The sequence below is a fragment of the Rhizobium mulingense genome (genome assembly GCF_029194105.1).
Lineage (GTDB): Bacteria > Pseudomonadota > Alphaproteobacteria > Rhizobiales > Rhizobiaceae > Rhizobium > Rhizobium mulingense.
Genome location: NZ_JARFVE010000002.1, coordinates 268,012 through 282,792 on the forward strand (window position 1 = coordinate 268,012; position 14,781 = coordinate 282,792).

15 protein-coding genes are annotated in these 14,781 nt (G+C 52.4%); 1 reads left to right on the forward strand and 14 read right to left on the reverse strand.

The window, feature by feature from the left end; genetic code table 11:
- Positions 1 to 169 precede the first annotated feature (169 nt).
- Positions 170 to 997 (forward strand): Wzz/FepE/Etk N-terminal domain-containing protein, encoded by an 828-nt coding sequence (locus tag PYR71_RS01440; protein WP_275617970.1) that lies wholly within the window; start codon positions 170 to 172, stop codon positions 995 to 997.
- Between the two features lies 1 nt (position 998).
- On the opposite strand, the gene PYR71_RS01445 is transcribed toward PYR71_RS01440, so the two are convergent.
- From PYR71_RS01445 to PYR71_RS01510, 14 genes are all read right to left on the reverse strand, one after another.
- A complete protein-coding gene (locus tag PYR71_RS01445) occupies positions 999 to 1,778 on the reverse strand; it encodes a glycosyltransferase family 2 protein (protein ID WP_275617971.1) in 780 nt (259 codons plus the stop codon).
- Positions 1,779 to 1,836: 58 nt separating this feature from the next.
- Positions 1,837 to 3,006: a glycosyltransferase gene (locus tag PYR71_RS01450; RefSeq protein WP_183739548.1), complete on the reverse strand. Its 1,170-nt coding sequence runs from the start codon at positions 3,004 to 3,006 to the stop codon at positions 1,837 to 1,839.
- A complete protein-coding gene (locus tag PYR71_RS01455) occupies positions 3,003 to 3,953 on the reverse strand; it encodes an NAD-dependent epimerase/dehydratase family protein (protein WP_183739551.1) in 951 nt (316 codons plus the stop codon). Before PYR71_RS01455 ends, PYR71_RS01450 begins: the two co-directional genes overlap by 4 nt.
- A gap of 9 nt (positions 3,954 to 3,962) precedes the next feature.
- Entirely contained in the window at positions 3,963 to 4,817 is an 855-nt protein-coding gene (locus PYR71_RS01460; RefSeq protein WP_275617972.1) for a class I SAM-dependent methyltransferase, read from the reverse strand.
- Positions 4,814 to 5,407, reverse strand: a complete 594-nt coding sequence (locus tag PYR71_RS01465) for an acyltransferase (RefSeq protein WP_416340293.1) — start codon at positions 5,405 to 5,407, stop codon at positions 4,814 to 4,816. The genes PYR71_RS01460 and PYR71_RS01465 overlap by 4 nt, the downstream gene beginning before the upstream one ends.
- Positions 5,404 to 6,495, reverse strand: coding sequence for a glycosyltransferase family protein (locus tag PYR71_RS01470; protein ID WP_275617974.1), 1,092 nt, complete (start codon positions 6,493 to 6,495; stop codon positions 5,404 to 5,406). Before PYR71_RS01470 ends, PYR71_RS01465 begins: the two co-directional genes overlap by 4 nt.
- 15 nt (positions 6,496 to 6,510) lie before the next feature.
- Positions 6,511 to 7,869, reverse strand: coding sequence for an oligosaccharide repeat unit polymerase (locus PYR71_RS01475; protein ID WP_183739563.1), 1,359 nt, complete (start codon positions 7,867 to 7,869; stop codon positions 6,511 to 6,513).
- Positions 7,859 to 9,019, reverse strand: coding sequence for an N-acetyl sugar amidotransferase (locus tag PYR71_RS01480; protein WP_275617975.1), 1,161 nt, complete (start codon positions 9,017 to 9,019; stop codon positions 7,859 to 7,861). The genes PYR71_RS01475 and PYR71_RS01480 overlap by 11 nt, the downstream gene beginning before the upstream one ends.
- Entirely contained in the window at positions 9,012 to 9,767 is a 756-nt protein-coding gene (locus PYR71_RS01485) for a HisA/HisF-related TIM barrel protein (RefSeq protein WP_225882572.1), read from the reverse strand. Before PYR71_RS01485 ends, PYR71_RS01480 begins: the two co-directional genes overlap by 8 nt.
- Positions 9,767 to 10,378 (reverse strand): imidazole glycerol phosphate synthase subunit HisH, encoded by a 612-nt coding sequence (gene hisH / locus PYR71_RS01490; protein WP_183739572.1) that lies wholly within the window; start codon positions 10,376 to 10,378, stop codon positions 9,767 to 9,769. Before hisH ends, PYR71_RS01485 begins: the two co-directional genes overlap by 1 nt.
- On the reverse strand, positions 10,379 to 11,974 hold the full coding sequence (locus PYR71_RS01495; protein WP_275617976.1) for a lipopolysaccharide biosynthesis protein: 1,596 nt from the start codon (positions 11,972 to 11,974) through the stop codon (positions 10,379 to 10,381).
- The gene (locus PYR71_RS01500) at positions 11,971 to 13,074 is read right to left on the reverse strand and encodes a DegT/DnrJ/EryC1/StrS family aminotransferase (protein ID WP_275617977.1); all 1,104 of its coding nucleotides are present in this window, start codon (positions 13,072 to 13,074) and stop codon (positions 11,971 to 11,973) included. Before PYR71_RS01500 ends, PYR71_RS01495 begins: the two co-directional genes overlap by 4 nt.
- 106 nt (positions 13,075 to 13,180) lie before the next feature.
- Complete coding sequence (locus tag PYR71_RS01505; protein WP_221953961.1) at positions 13,181 to 13,666, reverse strand: acyltransferase; 486 nt, start codon at positions 13,664 to 13,666, stop codon at positions 13,181 to 13,183.
- Positions 13,663 to 14,727 (reverse strand): Gfo/Idh/MocA family protein, encoded by a 1,065-nt coding sequence (locus PYR71_RS01510; protein ID WP_275617978.1) that lies wholly within the window; start codon positions 14,725 to 14,727, stop codon positions 13,663 to 13,665. The genes PYR71_RS01505 and PYR71_RS01510 overlap by 4 nt, the downstream gene beginning before the upstream one ends.
- Between the last annotated feature and the right edge of the window lie 54 nt (positions 14,728 to 14,781).

A 14,781-nucleotide genomic window follows, 5' to 3' on the forward strand; every position in this document is an offset into this window, starting at 1 on the left:
CAGGAACCTAAGCCAAAGCACCACATGACCGTCACCCACGTTATCGGGATAAGCGTGTATGCGGGCCTTTTGATGATTGACATCGAAGGTGCGATAGGATTGAAGCGTCATCAGCCTGCTGCTTTTGTTAGATTTCTTTGCTAGTTTGGCGCTATGGTGGAAAGCTGAGATGATGGAACAAAGGTTATTTGACGAGGAAATTAATCTTTTTTCGATTGTATCGCTTTTGAGAAGAGGCGTTGCCAGCATTGTTGTGTGCTGTTCCGTTGGAGTTCTGATAGCAGGCATTTTTCTGTGGCGTAGCCAACCCTTTTATCAAGCTTCAGCCCAACTGGTGCTTGCAACCGCATCTAATCCCACGCAGTTAGACCCCAATGCTGTCGCTCTTGTAGAGCCTCGCGAGCATGTTACTTTTCGTCTCCAGTCTCCATCCGCTTTCGATCAGCAGACCGTCTCCACGTGCTCCGGTGGCGGCGTGGCAACATCCGAACAGATAGCGCACAATGTGCGCGTGAAGGCACCGTCGGTTCCGAGTGACGTCGTTGAAATTTCATTTACTGCGCCTACCCCCGAATTGGCGCAGCAATGTGTAGCTGCGATCGTGCGGGGGGTTCAAGAACAGCAGACGTCAGTCGCATCCGACGGTTTGGAACGTCTGAAATCTAAAATCAGCTCCCTTCAGAGCCAGCTCGCCGAAAATTCTAATCTTCTCAAGCAGGCGCAGGGTTCCGAATGGCAGCAAGCAACATACCTCGCCACTCGGGACGACGCGATCGCCTTGCGTAAGGATATTGCCGATCTCACGGCCAAACTCGAATTAGGCAAGTCTGCTACGCTGCTTTCTCCAATTTATGCTCCGCCAAATCCAGCCTCTCCCACAAAGATAACTATTCTGAGTGCGGGTCTCTTTATCGGTTTTGTTACCGGCGTTCTGGTAAATCTCCTAAAAGACGCGTATGTCATCCAACGAAATCGCCGCAGACGGCCGAAGAGCTAACTCATCCCCGCACTTTGAACCAAACCGCGCGGAATACCTGTATTCCACGCGATACAAGCTTCTTCGAGAAGAAGCGTACTGGGTTGGCTCTCAAGCCATGAATTTTGAGCGCATGAAGGACTTCTTTGTTCTGCTGCAAGATATTTTGCCAACTGCGATTTGTGGTGCCGCCCAAGCGCATCGTTACCATTACTCCGGGCAAATAATTTGAGTTGATATGGTGGCGCTCTAGAAACCGCATCATTAATTCGACATCAGCAGCAATCCTGTAATCGAGGTCAAATAGACCATGGCGCTCGTAGACCTCCCGCCGAACAAAGAAGGTTGGATGAGGCGGGCACCAGCCCTCTTCGAAAGCTCCCGGCACAAAAGGCGAAGAGCGCCAGTGGCGCACTACCGAAGAGATATCATTTTGCCGAACATAGCAAAGATCGCCGTAGCACGCGTCCAAGCCCGGATCCAAAAACGCCTCTGCAACCTTTGCCAGAACACCTGGCATGTAGAAGTCGTCCCCATTGATGAAGCCTATAACTTCACCGGTCGCAAGACGTATTCCTTTGTTCATGGCATCATAGATACCAAAGTCCTTTTCGGAAACCAGCCGCGTGATAACATCGCCGTGTTCGTGGATCCGGTCAAGCGTGCGATCCTTTGAGAGCCCGTCAACAACTATATATTCCATGTTTGGATAGTTTTGGGCGCGAACAGACTCTATCGTGTCAACGATCGTGGCTTCACTATTAAATACAACGGTGATGATTGAAATTTTTGGGTTGCGCATTATTGATTTCGTCGCTGGTGGATAGGAGGTCAGTCTGCCGGCCTTCCTCTAAAGTCTGTTACCGGCGCTTGGCGGCTCGCTGAACGAGTGAATGGAAATCGGCGATAAAACGGTTTACCCGTTCGTTAGCGACGGCCTGTGCCTTCGCTGCCCGTTCGAACACGACATCCGGCGAAGACGGGGTTGCCGAAGCGAGTGCGTCGGCCAACGCGTGCGCGTCATAGCGATCGAAATAGACCGCCGCTTCACCCGCCTGTTCACGGTTGACGTCCAAATCAGACAAAATCAGTGGCACGCCCCAAGATAGAGCTTCTTCGACTGTCGTGCTCCATCCTTCGAAGAGAGATGGATTCAGCAAGGCCATACTGGCGACTGCAAGCGGGGCGAGATCGCGATACGGAATAAGGCCGAGAAGTATGAAGTTCGAGGAAAGACCGGAACTGTCGATGGCAGCCCTCACCCGCGGAAAATAAGAGGGATCGCGCGGATCACACTGGCTACCAGATGCTACTATCGTAACCTCTTGACCGCGGCGATGCAGAATCTTCAATGCTTCTACGACCAGCAGATGGTTCTTATGTTGCCAGAACTGATTAGGAAGGAAGATGTATCGCTCAGGCAGTTCATATTTGTCAGCGAGAGCACGGGCAGCCGAAGGAGCAATCACTCCCTTGGGCTGCACTGCGAATCTAGCGACATGTGTGCGCCCTCGGGAGGACGGATAGAAATGTTCACAAGCAATCCGCGAATCCTCGCTGCTCAGCATTATTTCGCGTTTTCCTAGAATCTGAATTCTAAACCCTATATCGCGTTTCCAGTAACCGACCCGGCTGAAGAGATGGGGAAGGAAGCGGTGCTGAAAATCCGGAATCCAGGCAATAGCGGGGACGCCTAGATTGAAGCCAAAAAATTGTGCCACTTCAAATGTTACGTCAATCTGATGAACTCTAAATAAGTTACGCACACCCCAGTCGGCGCTTGTGACAATGCTGGTAAGCAGAGATTTAAGACACCTAGATCTGTTAAAGAGCGGACTACGGACCACCTGGACGCTGTTAAGTGCGACAAAAGGGGTTACATCATCCTCATTGACGTCGGTGCCGAAGAACATCACGGGCGCAACAGCCCTACTCTGATCATTGGACAGCAGCGTAACGAGATTCAACAGATAGTTATAACCGCCTGTCCAGCTTTTCCCACCGATCATCGTGAAGGCAATGCGGATCATGATCTCGCCCCAGATTCGGAGCGAAACCAGCGGACGTAATCGGCTAGGCCTTCCATCAAATCCTTTTGCCACTCAAATCCTAGAGCTGCGAGCTGATCCGATTGTGCGATCAGACTCTGGGGATCGCCAGCTCTTGCTTTGCCTGAGAATTCAATTTCAGGACTCAAGTTGGTATCGGCCGCCCATGCTTGGCCAACGCCTTCAACGATCGTACGAACATTGGTGCCGCGGCCAGTGCCGATATTGATGACCTTTGGTGGGAGGTTGGCTTCCGTGTGGATAAACGACAGCGCGCGCACGACGTCGGTCACCGCCGTCCAGTCTCGAAGCTCGTTGCCACTACCACCGAGAAGGATCTGGTCAGGATGGACCTCGAGCTGCGAGCAAACATCCCAAAGCAGCTGCTTGCGTAATCCCTCCCCATAGACCGAAAACAAGCGACCAATCACCACTTTCAACTGATAGCTCTCGGAATAGGAGATGCACAAAGATTCCATTATATGCTTGTGATGACCGTAGGGGGAGAAGGGGTTCGGTCTCGCCGTCTCCGCTATCTGGCCTATATGGCCTGCCCCGTAAACAGCAGCACTAGAAACCGCCACCAGTATACTTTTTGAGGCCTCCTGGCGCAGCCATTCTAGCAGTTCAACTGTGGAGCTGACCGTACGGTGGAAATCTTCGCGGGGATTTGCGATTGCTGCTCCCACTGAAGAGCCGCCCGCGAGATGGTATACGATGTCGACCGTTCCGAACTGCTTTTGAATTGAGCGAAGGTTGGGGATGTCGATCTCGCCATTTAGCCAATAAACCAGCCCCCAACGCTGAGCATGAAGCGGTGGCCAATTCCCATGCCCGAGGCCAATCACCACGTTTCCGGCAAGTGCGAGCGACTTTGCCAGATGTCTTCCGATAAATCCGTGAGCGCCTGTTATTAGTATACGAGCCATTCTTTTTCTTTATAGGGGCCGCGTAGCGACAAAGGAATATAGCCGACCAGGCCGATGATCAAAGTTCGCTGCGGCGCGCGAGAAGATTGCCCATACAGCGCGAATATTCAAAAGCACCTGAGTTGCTTTTGCAATAAGCGGCAATCGCACGGCAATCCGCGCTCCAATTTCCGCCTTCAACTCCTCGGGAGTGTAGGGCGCGAAGTTGATCTCGCTCTCAAAAGGTGTAAGTAGCCTGTCCATCTTAAAACCGGCAGAAACAATCGAGTTCCGGTAGTCATTCAGGAGAAAGGCGTTTTCCCCTCCATAGAGCTTGTGTAGGGGATGGCGATCGAGAAAGGTCGGCAAATCGCGTTCGCTCGATATGACATGTTCGCGTACTGCGATGAAGCGCCCACCCGGTTTGAGCACTCGATAGAATTCACGACATGCGGCCGACAGATCCGAGGTGTGGTGCAGAACGGCTCTGGCAAAAACCACATCGAAGGCATGCTCAGGGAACGGGAGCTTCTCGGAAAATTCTTCGGCGATCGAAATTGAAAGATGAGCTTCATTGGAGAGCTCTCGAATTGCACCAGCACCTACGAGGTCGCTCGCGTCGGGTTCGAGTGCCGTTACTTCGAAACCTTCCTTAGCCAAAGCATAGCTGGCTATCCCCCGGCCGGCGCCAATATCTACAGCGGTTCCTGGTGCCTGCGGGAGAAATTCACGAATGGCAGACCACTCACCGCTCCGCCAATAGCGCTCCGCGGCCTCCAGAATTGGATCGTCGTAATACGCATCAAATACCAGCCTCTGCTGATCAGGCTGTTGCCGAAGCCACTGGACGGCTTCTTCCCATGTATCCAACTTTGTTGCTGTCATGGTTGAGCTTCTGCCTCTCTTGGTGTCGGGGTGAGAATCCGAATTATGCGAGCAGGGTTACCGGCGACGACTGCGTAAGGCGGGACATCGCGCGTGACAACTGCATTGGCTCCAATAACCGCCCCGTCACCGACTGTCACCCCCTTCAGAATACTCGCGCCGAAACCAATCCACACCTGGTTTCGAATAACCACCGGCCTGATGGATACCCCCGTCCAATCCTTGTTCCCCAAGCTCCAATCTGTCACATCGTTCTTGCGCAGCTCCCAGTCGAGAGAATGTGAATCGTGATCCACAATTGTCACTCCCCATGAGATGATGACGTCGTTTCCAATCGCAATCGCGGAATGGCAAACCAAATGACTGGCGCCTATGTAGCAGCGATCGCCAATGGTGATGCGGCCACCGGAGTGGTCAAAGCTAATGTTGCAATTGATGATACATCTCTCGCCAATCTCCACGGTGCCTCGACGAATGGATCGCAATGCTAGCCACCGGACAGTGCTACTGCTCCCAACGACAAATTTACTGCGCCTGCGAATTAACCATCCCGCCGCCGTGTTTGCGATTGTGGCCGGGCTAAACGTCATGCGTTACCAGCCAGCTGTTGGAAATTAAGCCATTGAGCATGCTTGCTGTATGACGTCCGTACAGTTCGAGTTCCTTCCTTAGCCAACGCCTGAAGACGCTCCGGTTCCCTAAGCAGTTTTACGATTTTCAGCTGTGCGGACTCAGCATCTTCATAAGTAACGACGCTGACATTGTCGACCATCCCCTCGGGATAAACGCCGGCGTCCGACACCATTAATGCACCACATCCCAACGATTCCCAGCATCGCATATTTCCCCTATCCGTGCCCGCCATATCGACAGCGCCGTTTAGAACGATTTTCGACTTTGAAATCGCTTCATAAAGCTCGCGCCCGAAGAGTGGGGCACGGGATACTGCACGAATATTCGTTGGACGTCTGTGCTTCCCGAGAGGCAAAAGCCACCCAATTGGGCTTTCCGCAAGCCTAGTCAGTCGTGACCGGTCAAGATGGTAGTAAACTTCGAAATCTCTTCTAATGGCAGATACCGCTTCCAGTATCTCTGCACGGCGACGGTGGTGACGACTATATCCTCCGACGAAAAGCACATCGATTGGTCGATTTCGGTTTTCGGCGTAGCTGTCCATTGCAGGATCATGGGCCGGCGTAAAATATTCAGCCCGCCAGCCAAGCTTCCTATAACCTTCCAGTATGAGAGGAAAGTTGCAGACTATCAAATCGTAAGCGCCAAAGTCGGCGTTGCTCGAAGGTGCCGCTCGCCACATGATTGACTTCCGCACGCTGCCGGGAAGCTTGCGGACAAATTCGTTTCCGTATCGCATTGGATCCAAATTATAGAATATCTCAGTGCGATGATGCTCGATCTGGCTCAACAAAATTTTCTCCATGTCGGAGGAAGCGGGCAAGCCGTTTTCTATCGCCCAGTATCTTTGGAGTATCTCGTCATCGCCATTCGTAAAGAAGAACTCTGGCGACCTATCCATCGCCGGTTTTAATATGTGACAAGCCCCATAGCGATCATCCAGAAAAAGCGCCAATCGATCTGAAAAACTTCTCGCACCGCCTGCGAGCATGTTGAGCCGCTGCAGGTAAGCCGGATATACCCCGGAATTCTGAAAAACGCGCATCTAGGACTTCTATATCTATCCGGTCGTGACAAGCTGTTCTCGCCCGCCATTGTTGTTATCTGGCACCCACTTCAGCGAACTAGACAGCGCCACTACTAGTGGAATAATCAAAATTAAACCACCTGTCATCATCGCAGTTTGAAGAGCGGTTGAAAGCATCACGAATATTCCATAGTGGCCCAGAGCCAGCCCCGCAATTGTTGCGACGGTCTTTCCTCGCTTTACGAAAAGTTCGATATCTAGCAAACGAATAAAGAAGCCGGCAAAGAGTGAAAACAGAAGAACGCCAATCCAAGAGAAGTCGGCCCAAGCATCCGCGATGAACAATGCTGTCGATGTGGAACCTTCCACACCCCTATGGACGGCGCCGACCAGTAGATAAGTTGGCTCATTGGGTTCTCCCGCTAGAAAGCTGATCAGCCAACTGGACTTACTGCCCCAGCTGTACGGGATAACGCTCGGAATTGCAGTATAATACTCGAGCAAGCTCTCATTCGGGATCATGAATATCCGGTAAAAGAGAAATTCGAGTGCGTCGCCGACACCATGTAATTCACGAATGGCAATAAGTACCATCGCTCCGAACAGAAGTACGCCAAACAGAATAAACCTGATCGCCATCCCTAACGGCAAATCTAAAGATTTTCTAAGATGTTCAACGACTAGCAACTGCAGTATAAATATCGCCAGTGGTGCCTTGCTCAGAGTTGAGGCCTTGGCCACCACAACGGCGATTATAAAAGCCCAAGCAATCGCGATCGCTCTCAATTTCATTGACCGCTGTCTTATTACTATAAAGCAGCAAAAGGCACAGAACGGAAGTACATTGGAGACCAGGAGATTGAAAAGATAAAAGCGGCTTCCACCCGACTCCCGTCGCATCGCAATTTTCGCGACCTCACTTGCATCCGAAATAAAGTAGACGATTATTTTGGGTATGTTGTTTTCTAACACAACAACCGCCAAAATGATAAGGAGTCCGATTATTGAAATAACCTCGACGCGTTGACCGACGCCTTTAGATATGCGGACAGGCCGAGTACGCCAGGAATGCAGGGCAGCCTGGATCTGCTGATGACTAATGCCAGACGCGAAATCCGCCAACCCTATACCGAAAGTAATGCAGATAATTGAAATGGCAAGTGAGAGATCCAGCGCGCCTATAGCATCATTATAGGGGGCAGCAGACATGATTGTCTCGAAGAACTTGGTCTGAGGACCCCATACTCGAGTGTAATATAGATACATAGGGCCATGAAGCATGAGCATGAGGCCTAAAAATACTGACGAAAGCGTCAGATTGATACCCACCTTCCAAACGTAGAAGCCCACCGACAGTGTGACAGCCATTGCGAAGACGAGGCTAGTCGACATCAGCTGCCTCTACGGTTGCGCTGCGTGACGGCAGCAAAATTCGAGTCACCTTACGCAGGCGCAAAAGCGCTTTATGAAGCCACATGCCGTTCGGAAAGTTACTGTGCGGTACTGGCGGTGCCTCGATATACGATTGGAGCTCTTCCGGCTTCAATCCCAGCTTTTTGGCCACGAACTTTGTTTCCCTGCGGGCATCCTGAACGGAGATGATGGGCGTTGAAATTTCGCGCAGCGCCTCCTCCCGTGTCATTTGTCCGGCCACAATCAAACTTGAAAGATGAAGCCGTCTTTTGTCAAAGTTAAATTTTTTCGGAAGATAGATATCCTGGTAGAATTTTGTGAATCGAGATTCACTGTGTTTGCCGCCGTAGTCTCGCCACCCATATTCGCGCTGAAGCTCAGTGCGCGCCTCTTCTTTATTGTAGTCGATGTAGTTGAGCGGACGGTGAATGGTGAGTTGCCGTCGGACGCGGGTAAGCCAAATATACTCAAGAGGGCTCATGAAGGGATAGGTCGTGAGCTTCAAGGAGCCGAAGCGTTTTTGAATCGCGCTCGCATGCGTTCCGTCAATCGACGGATAGCCAAAGCCGCGGGGTATCACCGATTCTGACGCGAAGTTTACGCCGCTGAGGAAGTGACGAATGCCGAATTTAGCTGCTGTCCTATAGAGGGTGGAAAAGAATGCATGATCTTGCGGGATGTCCTGATTGAGGACAGAAGCCTTCATAAACGCAATCTGCAGATCGCGCATCTCCTGCCAGTCGATTACATACGTGTGAAGGTCGAGATCGAGTTTTCGGACAAGAATTTCAATATTGTGGACGGCGGGCTCGGAATTCCAACCGCCGTCGACATGGACCGCCAGAAGACGAAGACCATGCTTTCGCGCAGCTAGATGCGCAAGAAACGCGCTGTCAATTCCACCGCTAAGCCCGACCATGGCGTCGTACGGCTTATCTGCGCCTTCTTCCTTCAATGTGGCGATCAATCGCCGCATTCGTATGTCGCCTTCGGGGCCGGTCCACCACTCGTGCGGCTTGCGATTCAGCGCATCTCGACAGCAGTTACATTGGCCGTTTGCGTCAAACACGATCGACGGGTTGGAGTTGTCCATGACGCAAAATGAGCAAACTCGCGACGCGTTATCCATGAGCACCTTGCTCCGCCTCCTCCAAAATTTCTGGTGCAGGGTAGCTTATAAGGACTGCCCTTAGCCGACCGATAAAGGTGAAGGCGCTCCCCGAAGCCGCGGCGGAAGCGCCGGCATGAAGGCCTTCCATCAGGTGGGCGACGTTTCCGGCGCCACCCAAGGCAACGACCGGAATGCTCAGCTTCCGGGTAATCGACTGGATCAACTCAAGATCATATCCGTTGCGCGTGCCGTCGAGAGTTTTCGACTGAAGAATTATTTCGCCAACGCCGGCATCCTGCAGCCTCAGGCAGAATTCTATCGGCTCTTGCCTCGCATCGCTTGAAGCGTAGCAGCTCGCCGCCGCGCCGCGACCGTTAACGTCGACACAGGCGACCACAGCCTGGCTGCCCATATCGGCAGCGATCGCTCCCACCAGTTGCGAATTGCGCGCGCCTTGACCGAGTACAAACTTCTCGACGCCGGAACGGTTAAGTTCCTCGCACTGCTTAAGCTCGGTGATGCCGCCGCCATATGCCAAAGGCATGAAACATTCGGTTGCGAGTTCGCGAACGAAGCCGAGGTCAGGACCTCGCCCCGTACGTGTGGCGTCGATATCGAGAATGCAGATCTCGTCGACTTCCTTTTCGTTGAACAGGCGAACAACATTGAAGGGATCGCCGACGTAGGTGCGCTCACCAAACTCTATCGTTTTCACCAGCCGACGTTTCTGATCGACCAGCAGGACGGGTATAAGCCTTTTTCTCATCAAAGCTTTCCGAATGCTTCAAGAACCCGCATTCCGAAGCGGTGGCTTTTTTCAGGATGAAATTGCACGCCGCTGACATTGTTCGAACTCACTGCGCAACATAGCTCCTCGCCGTAGTCGATGACGGCGGTAACGTCATTCGGATCATCGCAATCGACAAAATAGCTGTGGTCGAAATAAAAGCGCTCCCGCCGGTTGGACCTGTCGAACAGAGCGCTTTCTCGGCGCGGCCTTATCTCAAGCCAGCCGATATGAGGAACCTTAAGGGACGATGTTGCCGGCAGCCTGATGCGCTTCACATCCGCATTTATCCAGCCAAGGCCAGTTTCCGAGCCTTCCTCGCTGCATCGCGCCAACAGCTGCATACCAAGACATATGCCGAGAACAGGAACCCTCCGTTCGCGCACCGCGTGATTCAGCGGATCGACCAATTTTCTGTTTCTCAACGTGGCCATTGCTTTGTCAAACGCACCGACCCCTGGAAGAATGAGCTTCGCGGCACTTTCGATCTCCTTGGGATCACCGCTTGGCCGAGCATCGATCCCCAGATACTCCGCCATATTGGTAATTGCGCCGATATTCCCGACGCCGTAGTCTACCACAGTGATCACTCAAAACCCTCTCTTGCGTTTCACAAGATGGTTATTCCATCCAATTAGGCGTCTCTCGGACAAAGCCGTTCTAACGGACCCATAGATACGGGACAAGATAATGCTCCCGGTTTTCGTCGTCATCGCCACGGCTGCGATCGCAGCGGAGACAACGCAGACAGAACAGACATACGCGAAAGCGAGGGATAGCCAGCCATTGATCCAGGTGAAATTCAGGCCTAAAGATCCGACAACTACGCAGATGCCAACCAAGATAGGAGCAACTGTACAGGCGAACATTTGCTCCGCGCTGAAAGCGCGAAAGAAGCAGTTGCGAGTCACCAAAAGCGCGAGAGGTACTCTTACAAGGCTGGCAGCAAGCAAGCCTGCTCCAGCAGCGTATGGACCGAAACACCAAATGGAAACGAAAGAAAAAACAACCGTCATCACCGAATACGCAAGCGAAGTATATGCAGCCGGTGCGTTTCTGCCCATTCCCATGGCGTAATACTGGAATACATTCGAACCGCACCCGACGATGCCGCCGAGAATGAGTATCTGGAGCAGATGCGTGCCGCCTGCAGCGGTTTCTTCCCCGACCCAAACCGTCAACAGCGGCCTGGAGAGAACCGCGATTGGCGAGAGTACGATGGCTCCGAAAGCCGAATTGCCCCATGAGGCGAGCATAAAGAAATCATGCCGCTCCTCTTCACGGCTGTTCGACATGTTGCCAAATCGAGGAAACAGGACTTCACAGATACGTATGACCGCAATGTAAGCGGCCTCCTGGACGCGATTGCACACGTTATATTGGCCGACAACGGCAGACGGCGCGAGCGAAGCCAGAACGTAGCGGTCCATCTGGTTGCCAAAGATTCCCGCAAGCTGAGAGAGGCTTTGCCATTTTCCAAAATGAAGCAATGATTTCAGTTCGTCGGGAGACGATGAGATCAATCGGCCGCTCTCACGGAATTCCGAGGATGTAACCCATATCCATCCTGCAGTCGACAATACAAGACTTCCAGAAAACCCGAGCAAATAGCCATTTAGCACTGGAAAGGACCATGTGCATCCCAAGGTCATGATGATGGTTGCGAATGAACTCCACGCTGATGCTTTGGCCACCAATCGAAAACTTTGCTTTCCCACGCAAATACCTTGCAGGACAAACGAGAACTGCTGCGCCATTGTGCCGGTTGCGACAATGAGGAAGGAGACGGTGAGATTCTGTGATGGAAGAGACGCACCGGCGATGCCGGTCATGATCCAGGGCCCGGCAAGCACGATCCCTAGCCACGCCACCGCCGAAGCGATTAGGCAGATTTTCATTCCGACGATAGCGATACGGGCGGCGGCATGCTCCTCGCCACGTCCAATCCGCGCGGAAATTTCCCTGACAACGGCCTGCCCGAGCACGTTACCGATCAGCGTCACGGGAGCTGCGATAGCGATCACTATGCCTGCGCTTCCCAGCGCCTGCAGTCCAATCCAGCGCACGACGAACGGCACCGTGGCAAGGTTAGCAACCAGCGTAAAAAGGAAACCCGCAAAATTCCAGCCTGAGTTTCCAAGAAGATTGCTGCGCCTTCCATGGCTCTCCGGGCGTTCATCACTCACTCGGCGAATCCCCTGATCGTATCTGCGACGTATAGGAGTTGAGCATCTGTCATTTCAGGGAAAATCGGAATTGAAAGAATCTTGGATTGATTCCCAAACGCGTTGGGGAAATCTTCCGGCCGATGGCCAAGGCGTTCGTAAGCCGGCAGGAATGGCAGCGATATTGGATAGTTGACCACGGTTTGGATGCCGGCATGTTTTAGGTGTGCAGCCAGGGCATCGCGACGCTCGTGCTTGATCACAAAAAGGTGATAGACATGACTTCGTCCTGCTGCGGTTTCGGGCAGTTCGACCCAATCAATATCCTTGAGGGCGCTCATATAACGTCTCGCCAGTGCCTGCCGTTTTGCAGTCCACTCGCGCAAACGCGGCAGCTTTACTGAGAGAATCGCGGCTTGTAGTCCGTCGAGGCGACTATTTATTCCTTCGATTTGGTGGTCGCCTTTTGAAAGCCCGCCATGCCGCGCAAACATTGCCATCCGATCGGCCAGTGATTTGTCCTTGCAGGTAATGGCGCCCGCGTCGCCCATCGCGCCAAGGTTCTTTCCCGGATAGAAAGAATAAGAAGCGACATCCCCAAAGCTCCCGACGATTTGCCCATCAATTTCGGCCAGATGGGATTGAGCACAGTCTTCTATGACCCAGAGACCGTGCTTCCGTGCTATCGCCATGATCGCAGTCATATCGGCCGGTTGGCCATAGAGATGAACCGGGATGATGCCAACCGTTCGAGCCGTGATCTTCGCTTCGATTTGGACAGGATCGATGGTGTGTGTCAAAGCATCAGTATCGCAGAAGACAACATTGCCACCGGCTTGCGAGATGGTCTCTGTGGTTGAAATCCAAGAATGAGCGGTCGTAATAACTTCATCCCCAGGCCTGACGCCTAACGCACGCATCGCTATGAAAAGTGAGTCCGTGCCATTCGCACACGAGATGCAATAAGGGGCGCCAACAGCGGCGGAAAATTCGTCCTCGAACGTCTGAACGAATGGCCCCCTGATAAACGCGGAGGATCGAATAACCGAAGCTATTGCAGCATCGATCTCCTCCTTCAGCGAGAGATATTGGAGATGAAGATCAGCGAAGGGAACTTTCATTAAACCTGCTTTTGGTAAATTTTCATGATTTCCGCGTGTGGCAGCGCCGCCAACTCACAAAGCCAAAGGCGCCGGTTATCTACCAACGACGACATTTCCGAACAAACTAAGCTTCGTTGCTTGCCGTACGAGGTATAGGCCGGGCGGGATTGCCGGCATAGATGCCGGAAATGGTGATATCCCGGGTTACAACGGCGCCTGCGCCGATGACAACGTCGTCGCATATCTGAACTGGAAGGACCGTGGCGTTTGAGCCAATCGAAACCCGATTACCGATTCGAGTTTCCTTCCAGAGCGCGCGATTTCCCCGTGCAGGCCCACCTCCCGAAAAAAGATCGTTCACAAAAACTACCCCATGCCCAATGAAACAATCCTCCCCAATCTCGACAAGTTCGCATATGAAACTATGTGACTGAATTTTTGTGCGCGGCCCTATCTTCACGCCCTTCTGGATTTCCACGAATGGGCCAACAAAGCAATCATCGGCAAGTTCGCATTCATAAACATTGGCTGGCTCAACTATTTTTACGCGAGCGCCACAAACGACGTCCCTGACCTGCGCCTTCCAAAGCGTGGGAAAGCCGTCGCTCATTGGGAAGACCGTCCCAGTTTTGAGTGTTTCAATTCCAAAGGAAGTTTCACTTCTTTATTCGAAGCGATTGATTCATAAAGCGCCGAGATCAATTCAAGACTCTGGCGGCCCTCATGACCATCCACCAGAGCTTTTGTATCATTCACTAGGCAATCGACGACGTGTTCGTAATAAGCCTGATGACCAAAACCATAAACGTTTGGAGGATTAACCGAGTATTTCTCCATAACATGCTCATCGCCTAAGTCATTGTCGCCGAACTGCCAGGTGCGGATCTTGTTCACCGCAAAGCCTGCAATCTCAACAGAGCCCCCAGCACCAAGTATCGAAATCGATCCTTCAATGTCCTTGGGTCGAGTTGCTGCGGTAGCTTCTATAATGCCGAGTGCGCCGTTGCAGAACTTCAGTGTGGCGACGGCAGTGTCTTCCGCCTCGATATCCACCAACGCTGTCGCTGCTCGCGCGTGAACACTTTCGACATCACCCATGAACCAAGTCAACATGTCGATATGATGACTTGCCTGATTGGCAAGGACGCCGCCGTCATATTGCCAGGTACCGCGCCAGCTATCCTGATTATAGTAACTCTGATCGCGGCACCATCGGACCCTAACCGTGCCGAGCACGAGCTTACCGAAGCGTCCCGCATCAAGAGCTTCGCGCGCCTTCACGACCGGGACGTTGAAACGGTTTTGCTTGACGACGAACAATCGAATATTATTCTCGTCACAAGCCTTGATCATCGCTTCAGCATCGGTCAGAGTCAGGGCCATTGGCTTTTCGACGACGATATGTCGTTTATATTTCGCCGCCGTAATGACGTGTTCTGCATGCATACCGCTTGGCGTCAATATCGATACGACATCCACCTCCGTGCTCTGAAGCATTTCGTCGATTGACTGATAGTAAGGAACGTCGAACCGCTCTCCAAATTCCTTTGCTTTTTCTTCCACAACATCACAAACTGCAACGAGCGTCGCACCTTTTATCTGTGACAGACCCAAGAGTTCGGAATGCCTTTTGGCAATGCGCCCGCATCCGACGATAGCGAATTTTATCAAGATCTCTTTCCCCATACGATCGTAAGCGCTCTCATTCGACTTACGTTGACATCG

Excerpts from the sequence above, each read along its gene's own strand:
- PYR71_RS01465 (WP_416340293.1), bottom strand. The coding sequence starts at position 5,407 with ATGACGTTTAGCCCGGCCACAATCGCAAACACGGCGGCGGGATGGTTA.
- PYR71_RS01505 (WP_221953961.1), bottom strand. The coding sequence starts at position 13,666 with ATGAGCGACGGCTTTCCCACGCTTTGGAAGGCGCAGGTCAGGGACGTC.
- PYR71_RS01485 (WP_225882572.1), bottom strand. The coding sequence starts at position 9,767 with ATGAGAAAAAGGCTTATACCCGTCCTGCTGGTCGATCAGAAACGTCGG.
- PYR71_RS01470 (WP_275617974.1), bottom strand. The coding sequence starts at position 6,495 with ATGCGCGTTTTTCAGAATTCCGGGGTATATCCGGCTTACCTGCAGCGG.
- PYR71_RS01480 (WP_275617975.1), bottom strand. The coding sequence starts at position 9,019 with ATGGATAACGCGTCGCGAGTTTGCTCATTTTGCGTCATGGACAACTCC.
- PYR71_RS01460 (WP_275617972.1), bottom strand. The coding sequence starts at position 4,817 with ATGACAGCAACAAAGTTGGATACATGGGAAGAAGCCGTCCAGTGGCTT.
- PYR71_RS01455 (WP_183739551.1), bottom strand. The coding sequence starts at position 3,953 with ATGGCTCGTATACTAATAACAGGCGCTCACGGATTTATCGGAAGACAT.
- PYR71_RS01440 (WP_275617970.1), top strand. The coding sequence starts at position 170 with ATGATGGAACAAAGGTTATTTGACGAGGAAATTAATCTTTTTTCGATT.
- PYR71_RS01500 (WP_275617977.1), bottom strand. The coding sequence starts at position 13,074 with ATGAAAGTTCCCTTCGCTGATCTTCATCTCCAATATCTCTCGCTGAAG.
- PYR71_RS01475 (WP_183739563.1), bottom strand. The coding sequence starts at position 7,869 with ATGTCGACTAGCCTCGTCTTCGCAATGGCTGTCACACTGTCGGTGGGC.
- PYR71_RS01445 (WP_275617971.1), bottom strand. The coding sequence starts at position 1,778 with ATGCGCAACCCAAAAATTTCAATCATCACCGTTGTATTTAATAGTGAA.
- PYR71_RS01450 (WP_183739548.1), bottom strand. The coding sequence starts at position 3,006 with ATGATCCGCATTGCCTTCACGATGATCGGTGGGAAAAGCTGGACAGGC.